Annotated in this window: 16 protein-coding genes; 10 read left to right on the top strand and 6 right to left on the bottom strand. The window is 55.9% G+C overall.

The features are described from left to right. The first annotated feature begins 1 nt into the window (after position 1). Both O1724_RS12325 and O1724_RS12330 read left to right on the top strand, forming a co-directional pair. The gene (locus O1724_RS12325) at positions 2-2,983 is read left to right on the top strand and encodes a virulence factor SrfB (protein ID WP_126296826.1); all 2,982 of its coding nucleotides are present in this window, start codon (positions 2-4) and stop codon (positions 2,981-2,983) included. After that, on the top strand, positions 2,980-5,154 hold the full coding sequence (locus O1724_RS12330; protein WP_126296827.1) for a virulence factor SrfC family protein: 2,175 nt from the start codon (positions 2,980-2,982) through the stop codon (positions 5,152-5,154). The genes O1724_RS12325 and O1724_RS12330 overlap by 4 nt, the downstream gene beginning before the upstream one ends. A gap of 33 nt (positions 5,155-5,187) precedes the next feature. Here O1724_RS12330 and O1724_RS12335 read toward each other — a convergent pair whose 3' ends face one another. Both O1724_RS12335 and O1724_RS12340 read right to left on the bottom strand, forming a co-directional pair. After that, positions 5,188-5,946 (bottom strand): alpha/beta fold hydrolase, encoded by a 759-nt coding sequence (locus O1724_RS12335; RefSeq protein WP_003856961.1) that lies wholly within the window; start codon positions 5,944-5,946, stop codon positions 5,188-5,190. 86 nt (positions 5,947-6,032) lie between these two features. Beyond that, a complete protein-coding gene (locus tag O1724_RS12340) occupies positions 6,033-6,206 on the bottom strand; it encodes a GhoT/OrtT family toxin (RefSeq protein ID WP_003856960.1) in 174 nt (57 codons plus the stop codon). Between the two features lie 243 nt (positions 6,207-6,449). On the opposite strand from O1724_RS12340, the gene O1724_RS12345 reads away from it, so the two are divergent. Genes O1724_RS12345 through O1724_RS12355 form a run of 3 tightly spaced genes read left to right on the top strand, consistent with a single transcriptional unit; the run spans position 6,450 to position 7,343 of the window. Continuing rightward, entirely contained in the window at positions 6,450-6,776 is a 327-nt protein-coding gene (locus tag O1724_RS12345) for a TehB family protein (RefSeq protein ID WP_015570441.1), read from the top strand. 27 nt (positions 6,777-6,803) lie between these two features. Next, entirely contained in the window at positions 6,804-7,157 is a 354-nt protein-coding gene (locus tag O1724_RS12350) for a TehB family protein (RefSeq protein WP_003856958.1), read from the top strand. A gap of 3 nt (positions 7,158-7,160) precedes the next feature. After that, positions 7,161-7,343 (top strand): DUF1869 domain-containing protein, encoded by a 183-nt coding sequence (locus O1724_RS12355; protein ID WP_003856955.1) that lies wholly within the window; start codon positions 7,161-7,163, stop codon positions 7,341-7,343. A 35-nt stretch (positions 7,344-7,378) separates the two neighbouring features. On the opposite strand, the gene patD is transcribed toward O1724_RS12355, so the two are convergent. The 3 genes from patD to ymcF all read right to left on the bottom strand — a co-directional run bounded on the left by patD (position 7,379) and on the right by ymcF (position 10,638). Further along, positions 7,379-8,803 carry an aminobutyraldehyde dehydrogenase gene (patD, locus tag O1724_RS12360; RefSeq protein ID WP_003856950.1) on the bottom strand — a complete coding sequence of 475 codons (1,425 nt, stop codon included), beginning with the start codon at positions 8,801-8,803 and terminating at the stop codon, positions 7,379-7,381. 139 nt (positions 8,804-8,942) lie between these two features. Beyond that, positions 8,943-10,367 carry an aminotransferase-like domain-containing protein gene (locus O1724_RS12365; RefSeq protein ID WP_126296828.1) on the bottom strand — a complete coding sequence of 475 codons (1,425 nt, stop codon included), beginning with the start codon at positions 10,365-10,367 and terminating at the stop codon, positions 8,943-8,945. An 82-nt stretch (positions 10,368-10,449) separates the two neighbouring features. After that, positions 10,450-10,638 (bottom strand): cold shock small protein YmcF, encoded by a 189-nt coding sequence (gene ymcF / locus O1724_RS12370; RefSeq protein WP_003856945.1) that lies wholly within the window; start codon positions 10,636-10,638, stop codon positions 10,450-10,452. A gap of 393 nt (positions 10,639-11,031) precedes the next feature. On the opposite strand from ymcF, the gene O1724_RS12375 reads away from it, so the two are divergent. The 4 genes from O1724_RS12375 (at position 11,032) to hslJ (ending at position 14,131) form a co-directional block, all read left to right on the top strand. Beyond that, positions 11,032-12,426 carry a cytochrome ubiquinol oxidase subunit I gene (locus tag O1724_RS12375; protein ID WP_045333086.1) on the top strand — a complete coding sequence of 465 codons (1,395 nt, stop codon included), beginning with the start codon at positions 11,032-11,034 and terminating at the stop codon, positions 12,424-12,426. Between the two features lie 5 nt (positions 12,427-12,431). Next, a complete protein-coding gene (cydB, locus tag O1724_RS12380) occupies positions 12,432-13,442 on the top strand; it encodes a cytochrome d ubiquinol oxidase subunit II (RefSeq protein ID WP_022651249.1) in 1,011 nt (336 codons plus the stop codon). Further along, positions 13,442-13,570, top strand: coding sequence for a DUF2474 domain-containing protein (locus O1724_RS12385; protein WP_017693358.1), 129 nt, complete (start codon positions 13,442-13,444; stop codon positions 13,568-13,570). Before cydB ends, O1724_RS12385 begins: the two co-directional genes overlap by 1 nt. Positions 13,571-13,693: 123 nt before the next feature. Continuing rightward, a complete protein-coding gene (gene hslJ / locus O1724_RS12390) occupies positions 13,694-14,131 on the top strand; it encodes a heat shock protein HslJ (protein ID WP_023314216.1) in 438 nt (145 codons plus the stop codon). Between the two features lies 1 nt (position 14,132). On the opposite strand, the gene O1724_RS12395 is transcribed toward hslJ, so the two are convergent. Continuing rightward, positions 14,133-14,399 (bottom strand): putative hemolysin, encoded by a 267-nt coding sequence (locus tag O1724_RS12395; RefSeq protein ID WP_003856935.1) that lies wholly within the window; start codon positions 14,397-14,399, stop codon positions 14,133-14,135. A gap of 270 nt (positions 14,400-14,669) precedes the next feature. On the opposite strand from O1724_RS12395, the gene nifJ reads away from it, so the two are divergent. After that, entirely contained in the window at positions 14,670-18,194 is a 3,525-nt protein-coding gene (gene nifJ, locus O1724_RS12400) for a pyruvate:ferredoxin (flavodoxin) oxidoreductase (protein ID WP_126296829.1), read from the top strand. Positions 18,195-18,335: the final 141 nt, after the last annotated feature.

Raw genomic sequence — 18,335 nt, forward strand, 5'->3', positions numbered from 1 at the left:
TATGCTGGTTAATCTTTGCGACTATAAACAGAGCGTGACGCTGATTGCTAACAGCGGCGTGCAGTTTCTCGATTTTGGCCTGACTCCGCAGGACACCGCCAGCAACGGGCGTTTCGTGCGTAAAACGGCAAATGGCCCGCTGTTGCGCCTGGATTTTGATCTGGTTAATGGCCGGTACACGCTGCCTGCCACCGATGGCGGGCAGCCGGAAGTGGTCAAGCCTGAAAGCACCATTCCACTGCATAACTCCCTGAACGTGCTGGACGGCGTCTGGCTGCCGCTCCCTTTCCTGCGCTTTAACCCGCCGCGGACGTTTGTTGATGGTCCGGATAACTGGGCGCGCGTCCAGGTACGAAAGCTTTCCACTCCCGACGCGGCTGGCAATACGCACAGGGTCACCGTCGCGCTCGACAGCCAGATTGCAGAGCATGCAACGTCTGCCCTGTCGCCGGTTGAAAACGATATCCTTAACGGCACGCGTTTCGCGCTCGCCTGGCGCGACAGTGAGGTTGAGAGTTTCCTTGACCAGACCTGGATTGACGGCTGGCTGCGCGAAGCCTTTACGCAGTTTGCCGACGGGGTTGAAAAACGCTCCGAGCGCGAGCTGCATCAGGCCATGCGAAGCTTTGAATATCAGGCACACTGGCTCAACCTGCTCTCCATGCTCGGGGAACAACTCACCGTGCCGGAAGTGAAGTTTGTCACCCATACCCTGAGCACCCCTGCTATTCCTGTCGATCTGATCCTTGACGTAGGCAACACCCACACCTGCGGCGTGATTATTGAAGATCATGGTGATGCCAACGACGGCCTGCGCCAGACGGCTGAACTTCAGGTACGATCTCTGAGTGAGCCACAGTTCCTGAATGAGCCGCTGTTTACCAGCCGTCTTGAATTTTCCGAAGCGCGTTTTGGCAAGCAGCACTTCTCGGTGGAAAGCGGCCGGGAGGATGCATTCGTCTGGCCGTCCATTGTCCGCGTGGGTGATGAAGCGCGTAAGCTGGCAATGCAGCGTCTGGGCACGGAAGGCAACAGTGGAATTTCCAGCCCGCGTCGCTATCTGTGGGACGAGACGCCGGTAGTGCAGGACTGGCGCTTTAGCCAGATGAACAGCAAAACCCAGCGCGAACCGCTGGCAACTGCGTTTCCGCTGATGAACCTGATGAACGACGACGGGGAACCACTCTTTACGCTGCCGCAGGATGAGCGTCTGCCGGTGTTCTCTCCGCAGTACAGCCGCAGCACCCTGATGACGCACATGCTCTGCGAGCTGCTGGCTCAGGCGCTTGGCCAGATTAACAGCGTGGCCACCCGCTTGCGGCTCGGCTTCCCGGCCTCTACCCGCCAGCTGCGGACGCTGATCCTCACCCTGCCTTCGGCAATGCCGAAACAGGAGCGCGAGATTTTCCGTCGCCGCATGTTCGAAGCCATCGCCATCGTCTGGAAAGCGATGGGCTGGCACCCGCAGGATGAAGATTTTGCCAGCCGCAAGCAGCAGGAAAAAAGCGTGGTGCCGGTCCCTGAGATCCAGATGGAGTGGGACGAGGCCAGCTGCGGCCAGCTGGTGTGGCTGTATAACGAAGCCATTTCCCATTTCGGTGGCCAGACCGAGGCCTTTTTCGCCTCCCTCGCCCGTCCGGATCGCGCGCCTGAGCCTGGCGTCCTGCCGGGGCGTGCGCTGCGCGTGGCCTCGATTGATATCGGCGGCGGCACGACGGATATGGCCATCACGCACTATCAGTTAGATGATGGTTCCGGAAATAACGTCAAAATCACCCCGCAGCTGCTGTTCCGCGAAGGGTTCAAGGTCGCTGGCGATGATACGCTGCTGGACGTGATCCAGCGCTACGTTCTGCCCGCGCTGCAAACCCAGCTTCAGAAATCCGGCATAGCCGATGCCTCCCAACTGATGGCATCCCTGTTCGGTGATTCCGGGCGGATCGATACCCAGGCGGTCCTGCGCCAGCAGACGGCGCTTCAGCTTTTTATGCCGATAGGTCACGCGATCCTGGCGGCGTGGGAATCGAGCGATGTTGACGATCCGCTGGCCGGGCTGCATGCCACCTTTGGCGACCTGCTTACGCAAAAACCGACGCGCAACGTGATGAATTATCTCCAGCAGGCGATTGACCATGCGTTGCCTGCCGGCTCAGAACACTTTGATCTGTTCAGCGTACCGCTGCACGTCAGCTTTCGGGAGATGCGGGACGCCATGCTGGCGGGTCAGTTCACGCTTGCCGCCCCGCTTCATGCGGTATGTGAGGCGATCTCTCACTACAGCTGCGATATCCTGCTGATCACGGGACGGCCGGGCTGTCTGCCGGGCGTTCAGGCCCTGATTCGCCACCTGCAACCGGTGCCCGTCAACCGCATCGTCTGGCTGGATAAATACCAGGTTCATGAATGGTATCCGTTCAGCCAGCAGGGACGGATCGGCAACCCGAAATCCACCGCTGCGGTGGGAGCGATGCTCTGTAGCCTGGCGCTGGATCTTCGTCTGCCGCGCTTTAACTTTAAAGCAGCGGATATCGGCGCGTACTCTACGGTGCGCTATCTGGGCGTGCTGGATAACACGATCAATACCCTGAGGGACGAGAACGTCTGGTATCACGATATCGACCTCGATAAACCCGGCGCGAAACTGGACGCCCGTCTGCACTTCCCGCTGCGCGGCAACGTTACGCTCGGCTTCCGGCAGCTTGCCAATGCCCGCTGGCCCGCGACACCGCTCTATACCCTGAGCATCAACTCTGCCGAGCTGGCGAAAGCCATTGCGGGCGACGGCGTACTGAACGTGCGCCTGAAGCTGCGTGGCGGCACTAAACAGGAAGGTCCGGAATCTTTCGAGCTGAGTGATGCCTGGCTACAGGACGGCACGCCAGTGCCGCCGGATGCCCTGACCTTTAAACTTAATACTCTGGCCGATCGCCGACACAGCGGCAGCCACTACTGGATCGACAGCGGGAGCGTATACCTCAAATGACTGCGACGACTGCCACCACTCAGGCCTTAATCGGGTGGATCAACGAGACGCGACAGCACGCCCCGATGCTGGATAACGAAGCCGACGCCCTGCTTGCCCGCCTTAACGCACTAAGCGCGCGTGAAGAGGCGCTCGATCGCGCCCTTGTCAGCCAGGGCAGTATCGGCCTATATGGCCATTCGCAGGCCGCGAAAGCGCACCTGCTGGCTGCTCTGTGCGGCAGCGGGGACGAACGGCTGAACGTAACGCCGGGTCAACGCACGTTTGATTACTTCTCGCATATTAACCCCGGGCATGCACCGACCAACATGGCCGTGCGTTTCAGCAGAGCGTCCCGCGAGGTCGCAGACGACGCGTTTCCCCTGCGCCTGCGCCTGGTAACGGAGGCCGAGCTGGTGCAGCTGTTTATCGCGCGCACCACGCTGGATCCGCAGATCCGCGCGGTGGATAAATCGGTGATTGAAGCACGGCTTGAGAAGTGGCGGGCGCTGCGTCAACCGCAGAGCGTGCCGGGAATGACGGCGCGGGAAGTCGCGACCATTGCCCGGTTCTGGCAAAGCGTAGTACCCGGCGCTAAGCAGCATATTGATGATGCCCTGTGGCACCAGTTTGCTCTGCTGGTTCCGTCGCTTGATCTCAGCACCCGCGCCAGCGTCTGGTCTCTGCTGTGGGGTGAGCAGCAGGAGTTAACCCAGCAGTGGCTTAAATTCGCCCAGGTGCTGCATCAAACCAGCCATACCAGCGCACTTGCGGCGCCGTTGAGTCTGCTGGTGGACAGCTTTGGTCTACCCTGCGAAGGCTTTCTTACTCACGGGGCGTTTACCGTGCCGGAAGCACAGGAAACACTGCTTCATCCGATAAAAAACGGCGAGCTGCTTAACGCCATTAGCCTGTCCGTTGATGTACTGGCATCTCTGACCCGCGAAGTGGTGCTGCCCGTTGAGAACTGCGTGCTGGATACCGTTGACGTCATTGATATTCCGGCCATTCCTGAGGAAAACACGCCGCTGATGATGCAGGCAAAATGCCTGTGGTTGCTGGAGCATTATCGTCAGCACATTCAGCCGGATGTCCTGGTTATCTGCAATGCAACGGCGCACCACCAGCAGACCGCGAAAACGGCAAGGCTCCTGCAAAACTGGGTCAAAGAGACGCAGCCGGTTGAAGAATCCGCGTTGCCGGGGCTGGTCTGGGCCATTACCCCTCATGATGCGCGGTTTACCACAAAGCAGAATCTGGACGAAGCGGTGCAGCAATTGCTGGGCCAGCCGGGTCTGCGCTGGGGCACGCTTCAGGCGCTCGATAGCCACAGCATGCAGCGAGTGATTGAGTGGCTGTCCCAGGCTACCCTGCCGGCACAGCGCCAGAAGCGTCTCCGCGCGCTGAAAAAGCTGTTACAAGAGTCGCTGTCAACGCTGATGCGCCCATATGTCGCGCCTCTCACTCAGGAGCCAGGCGCAGGGCGGGCAATGGCCGAAAAAATGGTCCGAACGCTACAAGGCAGTGCCGCTCGTCATGGTGAACTGCTTGAGGGGCTTCTGCCGCCGTTAAACGCGTTTGAGACGCTGCTGACCGTTCACCAGCCTCGTGAGGAACAGGTCAACGGCCTGTTTAACGATGTTATCGATCTGTTTGCGGAAGAGACGCAGGAAAATCCAGGCGCGTTGCAGACCAAAGACAAAGCGCGGCTGGCCCATAACGTGTGGGTTAACCATCTTCGTCAGTGGAGTCGCAACGACGCGGCGGCTGCCCGTCTGGGCCTGGACGCAGAGGTACTACAGCAGATTGCGGATGTGCTGATCGTTACCAGCTACCGGCTGGATCTGCCGCTGCAACTGCAACGCATTGCAGAAAAAGATAAAAGCAGCGCCGCGCAGCTGCATGCCGCGACAGGCAATTTCATTAGCTGGCTTGGCTATGAACTGACACCCGTTTCTGAACGGCCTGCAAGCCGGATCCGCAAAGGTGAGCCAATTTTTGTGACGCCCGTTGTGAGCAGCGCTTCACCCCGTCTTACCCGACTTGGCGAGCAGCCTGTCCATGCGGCGACAGCCTATGTTTATGACTGGTTGGTTGCGCTCTACACCCGCGCGATTGAGAACGTGGATTATCAGTGTCCGTATGACGTTCAGCCTGCGGCACGGAAAGCCTTGTCTGCCTTGCTGTCTTAATCATTCCAGCCCGCAACAATGCGGGCTGCCCATTCATGAGCCGTTTATGAAGCCAGACAAAGCCTGAGCCAACGCTGACGGGTTTTCCCAGGACATTGAATGGCCCGCATCAGGGATAATTTTTACAGCAACGCCGTTTTGTTGCAGACGATTAAAATCGTCATCAGGCAGGGATCGCTCACCAAAAACTAACATTACCGGGCAGCGCAATGACAAGAACAGGTGTTCCCAGTCAGGTTTAACGCCCTCGACCAGGCTTGTTGCGCCGCGCCAGACGGCCCAGGGGGCATTACTTTGAAGGCTTCCAGCCCACGGCGACGTTTCCGCCCGCAGCATGTCATCATAGCCCTGAGCCAGAAAATGTTGTTCCGTTTGGGCCGCAATTGCCCGGCTGAACATCCCGCCACCCGCATGAAAATTGGGTTCAGACACTATCAGGCCCTTAACGCGCGACGTTAACAGCGTTGCCGTTTCGATCGCGATACTCCCCCCCATGCTATGACCATAGAGCCATAGACTATCCAGGCCGAGATGGTTTAACAGTTCAACCACCACCTGCGCCTGTTCGCTCGTGCGATAACGGTAGTTGTCAGGTTTGTCACTGTAACCGCTACCGGGAAGATCGATCAGAATGGCTCTGCGCCCCCCGAAACGGGTATCACAGACAATACGAGGATATTCATACGACGATGCACAGCCCAACCCGTGGATAAACACAACCGGGTCACCGAAACCGGGAAGATCCTGCCAGCGCACAGTGCAGCCTGCTTGCTGCGAATAGAAACTGTTCATAAGCACTCCATGTATGACAAACTGTATATTTATACAGCCTCAATGTATGGAATGCTATGTCTGGATGCCGATTCTGGAAGCGTGCTTCAGAAAAGAGAGATCAACAGGGCAACAGGAAAGCTCATCGGCCAGGTGGAACCCACCAGGAATGCGCTCAACAGGCGAATACGTTTACGATCTTTAGACAGGAACCAGGTGATTAATGCGCAGATGGAGGCCATGATTGCGTAGAACACCAACATCTTTTGATACAACGTCATTCTGTTTACCTGAGCCGAAAAATAACCGCACGCAATATGCGTCATATGTTGACACAGATCAAGTTTTTTCGTTACATCATAACCACTTAAATACTATGGATAATAACAACTGAGTACCTTGTGTAACAACGCCGGGTAAAGCAAAACGGTTATTATTGATAACATGCAAACTAAATGCACTTTTTGATAAATCCATCCCCGCAGAAAGCAGTCTAATAACAGCAGGCTTTTAAGGGAGGAAACATGCTACGCATTCCGCAGAGTTGCATTCACACCCGTTCCACGCCTTTCTGGAACAAAGAAACGGCCCCAGCTGGCATTTTTAAACGTCACCTTGATACGGGCACGCGTCCGGGCGTTTACCCTCGCCTTTCGGTGATGCGTGGCGCAGTGCGTTATCTGGGCTATGCTGATGAATTTACACCTGAGCCTGACAGCGAGCTCGTCATTGAAGCGGGTCGTTTCGGCGTTTTCCCGCCAGAGAGATGGCACCACATTGAGGTGATGACCGACGACACCCTGTTCAATATTGAATTCTTTGTTGAACCTGAGGTGCTTAAGTCCCTTTAAGCACCCGCCAACATGAAGGAAACTATGATGTTACGTATTCCTGAAAACTTTGTTCATACCCGCTCGACGCCGTTCTGGAATAAAGAGACCGCCCCAAAAGCGCTTTTTACCCATCACAACACCAAAGCCGGCGTGTACGGTCGGTTGTCCGTCATGCAGGGTGCGGTGCGTTACTTTGGCTTTGCCGATGGCGACGCCACCGAGCCCGATCTGGAAGTGGTCATTGAGGCCGGTTCTTTTGGCATCTCCCCACCGCAAAAATGGCACCGCATTGAGCTTCTGACCGACGACACCTATTTTAATATCGACTTTTTCGCGGATCCTGCCGTCACGCTCAGCGGTGCGGGCATCGGTAAAGTGGTCAACACGCATAAGGAGTAAATAATGGGTAAGGCTACCTATACCGTGACCGTCACCAACAACAGCAACGGCGTGTCAGTGGATTATGAAACAGAAGCGCCAATGGAGCTGTTGATCCCGGACGTCGCGGCAGATGTCGTGAAGGATCTGGTGAACACCGTTCGCGCCTACGATACGGAAAATGAACACGAGGTATGTGGCTGGTAAGCTGAATCGCCCGGCACTGCGCCGGGCATGAGGGTTTAGTGTTTAAACATGACATGTCGCACAACCGTGTAATCCTCAAGTCCGTAGACCGACATATCTTTTCCGTAACCGGATAACTTCATCCCGCCGTGCGGCATTTCGCTCACCAGCATAAAATGGGTATTGACCCAGGTGCAGCCATACTGCAACCGTGCGCTGAGGCGATGGGCGCGTCCGACGTCTTTTGTCCAGACGGACGAGGCCAGGCCGTATTGCGAATCGTTAGCCCAGTTCAGCACCTGCGCTTCATCCTCAAATTCTGTCACGCTGACCACCGGGCCAAACACTTCTCGCTGGACGATCGCATCTTCCTGCTTCGCCCCGGCCAGCAGCGTTGGCTGGAAGTAATATCCTGCCCCCTCTTTTTTACTGCCACCGGTGACGACGCGGATATGTCCAAGGGTTTTGGCTTCGTCCACGGCAGCACAAACGCGGGAAAGATGCGCTGCGGAGCTGAGCGGGCCCAGCTCGGTTGAAGCATCGTCCGGCGCGCCCATTTTCAGGCTGGCAACGGCTGCGCCCAGCTTTTCGACCAGCGCGGGGTAAATCCCCTTCTGGGCATAGATACGACAGGCTGCGGTACAATCCTGACCAGCATTGTAGAAACCAAACGTACGCACGCCTTCAACCACGGCATCCAAATCTGCATCGTCAAAGACAATGACCGGCGCTTTTCCGCCCAATTCCATATGGGTACGTTTAACTGAAGATGCGGTATGCCCGATAATATGTTCTCCGGTAGCAATAGAGCCGGTGAGAGAAACCATACGGACTTTTTCGTGGCCGGTCAGCGGATCTCCTACGGTTTTTCCGCGACCAAACAGCACGTTCAGCACGCCTGGAGGGAAGATATCTTTCGCCAGTTCCGCCAGCTTCAGCGCCGTCAACGGGGTGATTTCAGACGGCTTGATGACGACACAGTTTCCCGCCGCCAGCGCGGGCGCCAGCTTCCACGCCGCCATCATCAGAGGATAGTTCCAGGGCGCAATAGAGGCGACAACGCCAACCGGGTCGCGGCGGATCATCGAAGTATGTCCTTCGAGGTATTCTCCGGCAGCCAGCCCGTTCAGGCAGCGGGCGGCCCCGGCAAAGAAGCGAAACACATCGACCACGGCCGGGATCTCGTCCCCCTGGACACAGTGCAGCGGTTTCCCGCAGTTAAGGGATTCCAGATTTGCGAACGCGTCAGCGTTGGCTTCTATCACATCAGCCAGTTTCAACAGACATTCGGCGCGCGTTTTCGGCGTCGTTTGTCCCCACTCTGTGAACGCGCGATCGGCAGCCTGGACGGCAGCGTCCACCTGTGCTTCCGACGCTTCAGCAATCTCCAGCAGCACTTCACCCGTGGCAGGATTATAAACCGCCTGCTTCTCACCTTCGCCGGCCACCAGTTCACCATTAATCAGCAATTGATTTTGCATAGCATCGTCCTGTTGAAATCGACCTTGTTTTCGCTGTCAGCACACTTTCTGGCGGACATGTACGTGACAACGTCACGTCACCAATCCGCACTCCCTTACTAAAGGTAGACCGCGCGTCATGTCGCTTCAGGAATTTTCATCAAGGTGTGACTGGGTGCAGCATCATTTCGCGGATTACCCCCGCCAGCTGGACGACCGCCTGCTCTTCCCGCTCGCCCCATCCCCATGAGGTATTGAAACGGAAAAACGGTGTCCAGATATTGGAGGTGGAAAACATCTTGCCGGGCGCAATGCTGATTTGATGGGTTAACGCCTTCTCACTCAACCGCCCCGCATCCAGCTGTTCAGGCAGTTCCAGCCATAAAAAGTAGCCGCTGTCGTTATGATGGATTTTGACGCCGGCAGGCATATGGCGCAAAAGCGATTGCCAGGCCTGCTGTTTGCGTTCAGCAAGCGTGCGTCGCAGGCGGCGAAGGTGGGCGTCGTAACGTTTGGTCGCCAGGTAATCCACCAGCGCCAGCTGCATGGGAGAACTGGTGGATAACGTACTCATCAGCTGCAACTGCTGAATACGGCGCGCATGTTTTCCCGCCGCCACCCAGCCAATACGAAAACCAGCCACCAGACACTTGGAGAATGAGGAGCAGTGCAACGTCATATCCTGCTTATCCCAGGCCTTTGCCGGAAGCGGCTTTTCGCGGCCAAAGTAGAGTTCGCTGTAAACATCGTCTTCAATCAGCGTGACGTTATGCCGGGTTAATAACGCCACCAGCTGAGCTTTCTTCTCTGCACTCAGCGTGAAGCCGAGCGGGTTCTGACTGTTGGTCATCAGCCAGCAGGCTTTCACCGGATAATCTTTTAACGCCTGCTCAAGGGCACTGAGATCGATGCCCTCACGCACGTCAGTGGCAACCGACAGCGCTTTCAGTTTCAGACGTTCAAGCGCCTGGAGTGCGCCATAAAAACAGGGATTTTCAACGATAACCCAGTCCCCTGGTTCAGTCACAGCCTGCAAACTGAGGTTGAGCGCCTCAAGCGCGCCCGCGGTGATCACAATTTCATCCGGGGAGATATTCATTCCCTGCTGAGCGTAGCGACGGGCAATGGCATGACGTAAGTCGACGTTACCCGGCGGCAGGTTTTCGATCACGCTCATGGCGGTAGCCGTTTTGCTGACGTTAGCCAGCGATCGGTTGAGTTGCTGAAGCGGGAAAAGGCGCGGATCGGGAAACGCCGAGGCAAAAGGGACAACGGAGGGGTCGCGGCTGGCCTGTAGCACGTCGAAGATATAGGTGTTGATGTCGACCACTTCATCGCGCATCACCTGCGCGGGCGGTGCAGGCTGGTGTGTGGTCGGGCGCGCGGCAACGTAATAGCCTGACTGCGGTCTGGCAACAATGCGCCCCTGACTTTCCAGCATCTGATACGCGTGGCCCACGGTCATAAAACTCATGCCGCTGCTTGCCACCTGCTCTCGCAGAGAAGGCAGCTTATCGCCCGGCAACCATACGCCAAGCTCAATCTGCGAGATAAGTTGTTGCGCCAGACGCTGGTATTTTTTCATCAGATTCTCCTTATTGCTGTCAGTGTATATCAGCAGGAGAAAAAGAGAAGATTTTGCTAACTGTTATGGGAAACGCGGCAGATTACTTGCGGTACTCAGTAATGTGATTCTGAGCCGAACGCGCTGCGGCCAGGTGGTCGAGCGTGATCATTGGCGATTTGCAGAAAATGCATTTCGCGCCGAACGGATTTTTGTCAGACACATCAAAAGCTGAGGTGCGGTACTGCGAGCCATGACAGCATGGGCAGCGGAAATGGATATAAGAAGTCATAGGATTCTCCTGTAAACGTAAAAACGTAAATTACTCATGAGCCGATCAGGCAAAAAATGGTTCGATACAAAACTAATCGGAATGTAGATAAAGACCCAAGAGAGGCTGCGGAGAGGCACAACGTGATGAGAACTGCTTTATAAAACTACGTCAGATATTTATTTGGATTCAAAACCAGAAATCCATTAACGCATGTTGCTGGCGACAAAGCAAGCTGTTTAATGCGTAATAATCATAAAAAGAAATTTTTTATTCTTACTTGTTAGCTATATCAGCCAGATGAAGTTCACCTTTTCACACAACTGTTATAGATAAATTATCAATTTCTGCTTCTGATATCTCATTCCCCCCCTCTTTATCATAACAGTACACCGTTTAACATTGAGGCAATGCATGTTTGGTCCAGATGCGTTTCATCTTGCGCGAATACAGTTCGCCTTTACCGTATCCTTTCATATTATTTTTCCGGCGATAACCATTGGCCTGGCGAGCTATCTCGCCGTGCTGGAAGGGCTGTGGCTGAGAACAAAAAATCCCGTCTGGCGATCGCTGTACCATTTCTGGTCAAAGATCTTCGCCGTCAACTTTGGGATGGGCGTGGTCTCCGGCCTGGTGATGGCTTATCAGTTTGGCACCAACTGGAGCGGGTTTTCGCAGTTCGCGGGCAGTATTACCGGCCCCCTGCTGACCTATGAAGTGCTTACCGCGTTCTTCCTTGAGGCGGGGTTCCTCGGGGTGATGTTGTTTGGCTGGAATAAGGTCGGGCCGGGGCTGCACTTCTTTTCGACCTGCATGGTCGCACTGGGGACCCTCATGTCTACGTTCTGGATCCTCTCGTCAAACAGCTGGATGCAGACACCGCAAGGGTATGAAATCATCAACGGTCAGGTCGTTCCGGTGGACTGGTTTGCCGTGGTGTTTAACCCCTCCTTCCCTTACCGCCTGCTGCACATGTCGATAGCGGCATTTCTCAGCAGCGCACTGTTTGTTGGTGCCTCCGCGGCCTGGCATTTGCTGCGCGGAAACAATACCCCCGCTATTCGCACTATGTTCTCCATGGCGTTGTGGATGACGTTAATCGTGGCCCCAGTCCAGGCGCTGGTGGGGGATATGCACGGGCTTAATACCTTAAAACACCAGCCAGCGAAAATAGCCGCCATCGAAGGTCACTGGGAGAATCCGCCGGGTGAGCCTACTCCACTGCTGCTGTTTGGCTGGCCGGATATGGAGCAGGAACGGACCCGTTTTGGCCTGGAAATTCCCGCTCTCGGCAGCCTGATCCTGACCCACAGTCTCGATAAACAGGTTCCGGCATTGAAGGAGTTCCCAAAAGAAGATCGCCCGAACGCCACCATTGTCTTCTGGTCTTTCCGCATCATGGCCGGCCTGGGGATGTTGATGCTGCTCCTGGGCGTGACGGCAATCTGGCTGCGTTACAAACAGCGCCTTTATACATCACGTTCCTTCCTGTGGTTTGCCCTGCTGATGGGACCGTCCGGGCTGATCGCGATCCTCGCCGGATGGGTAACAACGGAGGTCGGCCGCCAGCCGTGGGTCGTCTATGGACTACAGCGTACGAAGGATGCGGTTTCCGCGCATGGCGATCTGCACATGAGCGTCAGTTTGCTGGCCTTCTTCGTGGTTTATACCGCGGTATTCGGCGTGGGTTACAGCTATATGGTGCGTCTGATTAAAAAAGGGCCGCAGCCCCATGAATCCTTCGCGACTGAATCCGATGGCCGCCCTGCTCGTCCGCTTTCTGCCGTCACCACTGAATTTAAGGAGTAACCGTAATGGGTATCGATCTTTCCATTATCTGGTTCGTGATTATCGTTTTCGCCACGTTGATGTATATCGTGATGGACGGTTTTGATCTGGGGATAGGCATCCTGTTTCCGGCAACGCCGAATGCGGACGACCGCGACGTGATGGTCAACAGTGTGGCTCCCGTCTGGGATGGCAACGAAACCTGGCTGGTGCTTGGCGGTGCGGCCCTGTTTGGCGCCTTTCCTCTCGCCTATGCGGTTATCATCGACGCGCTAACCATTCCACTGACAATAATGCTGATCGGGCTTATATTTCGTGGGGTCGCCTTCGAATTTCGCTTCAAGGCCACTCCGGCGCACCGCCCGTTCTGGGATAAGGCCTTTATTGGCGGGTCAATTGTGGCGACCTTCAGCCAGGGCATCACCGTCGGTGCGGTCATCCAGGGGTTCAGCGTCACCGGTCGAGCTTACAGCGGTGGTCCGTTTGACTGGTTTACCGCGTTCAATTTTTTCTGCGGTGCGGGTCTTGTAGTGGCTTACGCGCTGCTAGGTTCAACGTGGCTGGTAATGAAAAGCGAAAATGCCCTGCAAAAGCGGATGCGTCAGGTATCGAAAGTGCTTCTGCTCCTGCTTCTGGTATTCATTGCAGTAATCAGTATCTGGACCCCTCTCGCCCAACCAGCTATTGCTGCGCGCTGGTTTACGCTGCCGAATCTGTTTTATCTGCTGCCCGTTCCTGCGCTGGTTGCGATCCTGAGTCTGTGCCAGTGGCGCTGCCTGCACGATCCTGCGAGCCATACCCTGCCGTTTATCATGACGTTAGGGCTGGTTTTTCTTGGCTTTAGCGGGCTTGGGATCAGCATCTGGCCGCATATCATCCCGCCGGACATTACCCTCTGGCAGGCCGCTGCGCCAGCCCAAAGCCAGGGCTTTATGTTAGTGGGTGCACTGTTGATCATTCCCGTGATTCTGGTCTACACCTTCTGGAGTTATTACGTTTTTCGCGGAAAAGTACAGCATGGGGAGGGTTATCACTGATGCAACAACCTGTATGGAAACGTTTGATGTGGCTTGCCATCATCTGGGGCGGCAGCGTCCTGGCGCTGGCCTGCGTAAGTATGCTCTTTAAAATGCTGATGGCCGCAGCTGGATTTAAATCGCACTAACTCGCTGACCGGGCGCGCCGCCGCCCGGTCCCTTCCCGCACTTTCAGATAAACCCCATTAACACCCAGGAGGGTATGGTTACACTGAAAAAATATTTACAGCATTGATAGTTTGAGAAGAAAAATGAAAAAGCTCGCGGCAGTAAGTTTAATCAGCCTTGTACTGGCTGGATGCGTTAATCCTGGTAAAGCCTCCGTTCAGACCGATCAGTTAGAGAATCACCGTTTCGTTCTTGAAAATGTGGATGGCAAAGCAGTCAAAGGCGGGAAAACGCAGCCTGAAATTCGCTTCAGTGCGCAACCCAATATCAGCCTGATTAACAACATTGTCGTCTCCGGCACAATGTGCAACGGCTTCAACGGCCAGGGTAAACTGTCCGAAGGAGAGTTGACGGTCAAAACGCTGGCAATGACGCGGAAACTCTGCACCGAGCCGCAGCTAAATGAACTGGATCAGACCATCGCCGATATGCTACGCACAGGCGCACAGGTAGACCTGACCGAAGACCAGTTAACGCTGGCGACAGCCAATAAGACATTGATGTTTAAGCGAGTTGAATAACTCAGTAGCTTCCGCACGAACCAACGGCAAGCGACTGCTCACTACAGCGTTTGCCATTTGGCAACGCGCACATGCCGATGGCTGAGCCGTCGAGCTGACGGGCAACGGAGAGTGAACCGCCGATCATTGCGCAGTTGGCCTGACCTGAACTGGACATAGCCGCTCGCATACCCGGCGTAACGTGTGCCGCTGTCGCCTGCTGTACTGGTTCATTGCTGCATGCCGACAACAGTAACGCGGCACATCCGACCCAAAATGCTGAACGCATACCTTCCTCCCCATAATTAACGCGAAACCTATGCATAATAGGCATCACGCGCCGCATCGTCGAGAGCGGATGTGCGTATTTATGCGCCCTGGTAACAATTTCTCGCAATTTTTTAACGCGAATAGCCTTCGAGTCATTGATACAGCGCATACCAAGGACACAAAAGCGAAAATCGTAAAACCTGAGCTTTGCTAAAATACACAGATAATATTCAGGGTCTGTCGTCGTTTTACAGACCCCTCTTTTTGCGCAATGTAAGGGTGTTGTCCTATGCAAACTATTGACGGCAATGGTGCAGTCGCGTCTGTTGCGTTTCGTACCAGCGAAGTGATCGCCATCTACCCCATCACTCCCAGCTCCACGATGGCTGAACAGGCTGACGCCTGGGCTGGTAATGGGATAAAAAACGTCTGGGGCGATGTCCCGCGGGTTGTTGAGATGCAGTCCGAAGCCGGGGCCATTGCCACCGTGCATGGTGCGTTGCAGACCGGTGCCCTGTCGACCTCGTTTACGTCGTCTCAGGGGCTGCTGTTGATGATCCCCACGCTTTACAAGCTGGCAGGGCAATTAACGCCGTTTGTGTTGCACGTTGCCGCACGCACCGTAGCCACTCACGCTCTCTCTATTTTTGGCGACCACTCAGACGTGATGGCCGTGCGTCAGACCGGCTGCGCTATGCTCTGCGCCAGCAGCGTACAGGAAGCACAGGACTTCGCGCTGATAACGCATATCGCTACGCTGAAAAGCCGAGTGCCATTTATTCATTTCTTCGATGGTTTTCGCACGTCCCACGAGATCAACAAAATCGTTCCACTGCCGGACGACACCATTCTGAATCTGCTGCCGCAGGCTGACATCGATGCGCATCGCGCTCGCGCCCTCAATCCGGAACATCCGGTGATCCGGGGTACCTCTGCGAACCCGGATACCTATTTCCAGTCCCGCGAGGCGACAAACCCGTGGTACAACGCGGTGTATGAGCACGTTGAACAGGCTATGGACGATTTTGCCGCTGCGACGGGCCGCGAATATAAGCCGTTTGAATATTATGGTCATCCACAGGCCGAGCGCGTGATCGTCCTGATGGGCTCTGCCATCGGCACCTGCGAAGAGGTGGTCGATGAGCTGCTGACGCGTGGTGAAAAAGTTGGCGTGCTCAAAGTTCGCCTCTACCGTCCCTTCTCAGCGAAACACCTGCTCGCAGCCCTGCCGGACAGCGCGCGTGCCGTGGCAGTACTGGACCGCACCAAAGAACCTGGCGCACAGGCTGAGCCACTTTATCTGGATGTGATGACCGCACTGGCTGAGGCGTTTAACCGCGGTGAGCGCGAAACGCTGCCGCGCGTCATTGGCGGGCGTTATGGATTGTCTTCAAAAGAGTTCGGGCCGGAGTGCGTCCTTGCGGTATTTGCTGAACTGCGCGAGGCAAAACCGAAGCCGCGCTTTACGGTCGGCATTTATGATGACGTGACTAACCTTTCTCTCCCTTTGCCGGAAAACACCCTGCCCTCGAATGCGAAACTGGAAGCGCTGTTCTACGGTCTGGGCAGCGACGGCAGCGTCTCGGCGACCAAGAACAACATCAAAATTATCGGCAACTCTACGCCGTGGTATGCGCAAGGATATTTCGTCTACGACTCCAAAAAAGCGGGCGGACTGACCGTCTCCCACCTGCGCGTCAGCGAACACCCGATCCGCTCGGCATACCTGATTTCTCAGGCGGATTTTGTTGGCTGTCACCAGCTCCAGTTCATTGATAAATATCAGATGGCCGAGCGCCTAAAGCCCGGTGGTATTTTCCTGATCAACACCCCTTACAGCGCCGACGAGGTTTGGACACGCCTGCCCCAGGAAGTGCAGGCAGTGCTTAACCAGAAACAGGCGCGCCTGTATGTCATTAACGCCGCGAAGATCGCCCGCGAATGCGGCCTGGCGGCGCGCATCAATACGGTTATGCAGATGGCGTTCTTCCACCTGACGAATATTCTGCCGGGCGACAGCGCGCTGATGGAACTCCAGGGGGCGATCGCCAAAAGCTACAGCAGCAAAGGTCAGGAACTGGTTGAGCGCAACTGGCAGGCGCTGGCGCTGGCCCGCGAATCGCTGTTCGAGGTGCCGTTGCAGCCGGTCAATGCCAGCAGTCCGAACCGGCCGCCAGTGGTGTCTGACGCCGCCCCGGATTTCGTCAAAACCGTCACGGCGGCGATGCTTGCCGGACTGGGAGACACCCTTCCCGTCTCTGCGCTTCCGCCTGACGGCACCTGGCCGATGGGCACGACCCGCTGGGAAAAACGCAACATTGCCGAAGCGATTCCTATCTGGAAAGAAGAGCTGTGCACCCAGTGCAACCACTGCGTGGCGGCCTGCCCACACTCGGCTATTCGCGCCAAAGTGGTGTCACCAGAAGCGTTAGATGGCGCACCGGAAAGTTTGCACTCGCTGGATGTAAAATCCCGCGATATGCGTGGTCAGAAATATGTTCTTCAGGTGGCGCCGGAAGACTGTACCGGCTGTAACCTGTGCGTCGAGGTGTGCCCGGCGAAAGATCGTCAGGACCCGTCAATCAAAGCCATCAATATGATGTCGCGTCTTGAACATGTTGAAGAAGAGAAAGTGAATTATGATTTCTTCCTCGACCTGCCCGAAATCGATCGCAACAAGCTGGAACGCATTGACATTCGTACCTCGCAGCTCATCACCCCGCTCTTCGAGTACTCCGGGGCGTGCTCCGGCTGCGGCGAAACACCGTATATCAAACTGCTTACCCAGCTTTACGGCGACCGGATGCTGATTGCCAACGCGACGGGCTGCTCGTCGATCTACGGAGGTAACCTGCCGTCCACGCCGTACACTACCGACGCAAACGGTCGCGGCCCGGCGTGGGCAAACTCGCTTTTCGAGGACAACGCAGAATTTGGTCTGGGATTCCGTCTGACGGTCGATCAGCACCGCGCCCGCGTAATGCGTCTGCTGGCACAGTTTGCCGATAAGATCCCGGCAGAACTGAATGATGCCCTGCATGCGGAGGCCACACCTGACGTTCGTCGTGCGCAGGTTGCTGAACTGCGCCACGCGCTTCAGGGTGTTGAAGGGGCTGAACAACTCCTGACTGATGCTGACGCGTTGGTTGAAAAATCTATCTGGCTGATCGGCGGCGACGGGTGGGCCTACGATATTGGTTTCGGTGGTCTTGATCATGTCCTGAGCCTGACCGAAAACGTCAATATTCTGGTGCTCGATACTCAGTGTTATTCCAACACCGGCGGACAGGCCTCGAAAGCAACGCCATTGGGGGCGGTCACGAAATTTGGTGAGCACGGCAAGCGCAAGGCGCGTAAAGATTTGGGCGTCAGCATGATGATGTATGGGCACGTCTACGTCGCGCAAATTTCGCTTGGGGCGCAGCTCAACCAGACGGTGAAAGCCATTCAGGAAGCGGAAGCGTATCCAGGCCCGTCGCTGATCATCGCCTACAGTCCGTGTGAGGAGCATGGCTACGATCTGGCACTCAGCCACGACCAGATGCGTCAGCTCACCGCAACCGGCTTCTGGCCACTGTACCGCTTTGACCCGCGCCGTGCCGATGAAGGGAAATTGCCGCTGGCGCTGGATTCGCGTCCGCCGTCAGACGCCCTTGCCGAAACCTTACTTCAGGAGCAGCGTTTCCGCAGGCTGAACGCCCAGCAGCCTGAAGTAGCAGAGCAGCTATGGAAGGATGCGGCAGCGGATCTTCAGAAGCGTTATGACTTTCTGGCGCAACTGGCAGGAAAAGCCGAAAAATCGACCAGTGAATAACCTGTATGCCCGGCTTGTCCGGGCATTTTTTTGCTATAAAAAAGCCCGATGCACGTGCACCGGGCGAATCCAGAAGATCGGTGAAAATTGCCTCAATGTTCTGAACAATATTCACGTGAATTATGGGGTAATGACTCCAAC

The organism is Enterobacter cloacae complex sp. HYC074_NIDB (genome assembly GCF_056673345.1).